The organism is Kitasatospora sp. NPDC051702, assembly GCF_040681575.1.
GTDB lineage: Bacteria > Actinomycetota > Actinomycetes > Streptomycetales > Streptomycetaceae > Kitasatospora.
In genome coordinates this window covers 1-2108 of record NZ_JBFAZB010000108.1, presented here as the reverse complement: position 1 = coordinate 2108, position 2108 = coordinate 1, and the positions used below count along the sequence as shown (strand labels likewise).

Here is a 2108-nt window from a genome sequence, read left to right as displayed (position 1 = left end):
ACCACCGCCACACCCACGGCCAACCCGCCACCTCCATCGCCTACGGCCTCTGGCACGACACCAGCACCCTCACCACCAACGCCGACCACACCCGGCTCGCCCGCTCCGGAACGCGCCCGCTGCGGACGGAGGAGGGCCTGGCCCTGCTGGACGCGGCGCTGGCCGGCGCCCGGCCCGTCGTCACGGCGCTGCCGATCGTGCCGGGTGCCGCCGGCGCCCGGGTCCCCGCCCTGCTGCGCAGCGTGCTGCGGCCGCCGCTGCGGCGGGCGGCCCCGGCCACGGTGACGTCGGGCGGGCCCTCACTGGCCGACCGGCTCGGCCCGCTCAACGCGGCGGCCCGACGGAACCTGGTGCTGGACCTGGTGCGCGGCGAGGCGGCCACCGTCCTCGCCCACCCCGACCCCAGCAGGCTCGGCGCCGACCAACCCTTCAAGGACCTCGGCTTCGACTCCCTCACCGCCGTCGAACTCCGCAACCGCCTACGCACCGCCACCGGACTCCACCTCCCCACCACCCTCGTCTTCGACCACCCCACCCCCGAAGAACTGACGGTCCGCTTGCTGGAGGAGCTGGACGTCCCCGAGCGCTCCGACGGCGCGGGCGGAACGGGCGGCGCGGCGGAGGAAGCGCAGCAGGGCCCGCAGCACGCGGAGGCGGTCGCGCTGGAGGCGGCGCTCGCCGGGGCCGTGGCCGCGGGCACCACGCTGCCGGGCCCGGCGCTGGCCCGACTGCGCGGCCTGCTGGGCCAGTTGGCGGAGCCGTCCGGCGGCGCGGCGGCGGCCCCGGAACTCGACGTGGCGAACGCCACCGAGGAGGAGCTCTTCGCCCTCATCGACGGCGGCCGGTCCTGACGGACCGTCCACTGCACTGACCGAGAAGCAATCCGAGGAAGGCACAGGCGACATGGCTGACGAACAGAAGCTCGTCGAATACCTCCGGCGGGCGACCGCGGACCTCCAGGACACCCGGCGGCTGCTCCAGGAGGCGCAGGACCGGGACCACGAGCCGATCGCGGTGGTCGGCATCGGCTGCCGCTACCCGGGCGGGGTGCGGTCGCCGGAGGAGCTGTGGCGCCTCGTCGCGGACGGCGTGGACGCGATCGGCCCGTTCCCCGACGACCGCGGCTGGGACCTCGACGCGCTGTTCGACGCCGACCCGGAGCACTCGGGCACCTCCTACGTGCGCGAGGGCGGGTTCCTGCACGGCGCCGCCGACTTCGACGCGGAGCTGTTCGGGATCAGCCCGCGCGAGGCGCTGGCGATGGACCCGCAGCAGCGGCTGTTCCTGGAGACGGCGTGGGAGTCGCTGGAGCGGGCCGGGCTCGACCCGGCCGGCCTGCGCGGCTCCCGCACCGGGGTGTTCGTCGGCGCCTCCTCGCACGACTACGCCTCCCGCACGCCCACCGTGCCGGCCGCCGTGGAGGGGTACGTCATCACGGGGGCGGCCGCGAGCGTGCTCTCCGGCCGGGTCTCCTACGTGCTGGGCCTGGAGGGACCGGCACTGACCGTGGACACCGCTTGCTCCTCGTCACTGGTGACGATCCACCTGGCGGCCCAGTCACTGCGCCGAGGGGAGTCCGAACTCGCCCTGGCGGGCGGGGTGGTGGTGATGTCGACGCCGAACATCTTCGTCGAGTTCAGCCGGCAGAAGGGCCTGGCGCCGGACGGGCGCTGCAAGCCGTTCGCGGCCGGTTCGGACGGCACCGGCTTCTCCGAGGGCGTCGGCGTGCTGGTCCTGGAGAAGCTGTCGGACGCCCGCCGCAACGGGCACCCGGTGCTGGCGGTGCTGCGCGGCTCCGCCGTCAACCAGGACGGCGCCAGCAACGGGCTGACCGCCCCCAACGGGCCGTCCCAGCGCCGGGTCATCCAGGAGGCCCTGGCCGACGCCGGGTTGACGCCCGCGGACGTCGACGTCGTGGAGGCGCACGGCACGGGCACCACGCTCGGCGACCCGATCGAGGCCCAGGCCCTGCTGGCCACCTACGGGAAGAAGCGCGAGCACCCGCTCCTCCTGGGCTCGATCAAGTCGAACATCGGTCACACCCAGGCCGCGGCCGGCGTCGCCGGGGTGATCAAGATGATCGAGGCCTTCCGACACGGCGAACTGCC

Annotated in this window: 2 protein-coding genes; both read left to right on the top strand. The window is 74.9% G+C overall.

Going from position 1 to position 2108, the window contains the following annotated elements:
• Positions 1 to 851, top strand: an 851-nt coding sequence (locus AB0N04_RS38500) for a phosphopantetheine-binding protein (RefSeq protein ID WP_363365775.1), incomplete at its 5' end; no start/stop codon positions are given.
• 52 nt (positions 852 to 903) lie between these two features.
• Positions 904 to 2108, top strand: a 1205-nt coding sequence (locus AB0N04_RS38495) for a beta-ketoacyl synthase N-terminal-like domain-containing protein (protein WP_360223483.1), incomplete at its 3' end; no start/stop codon positions are given.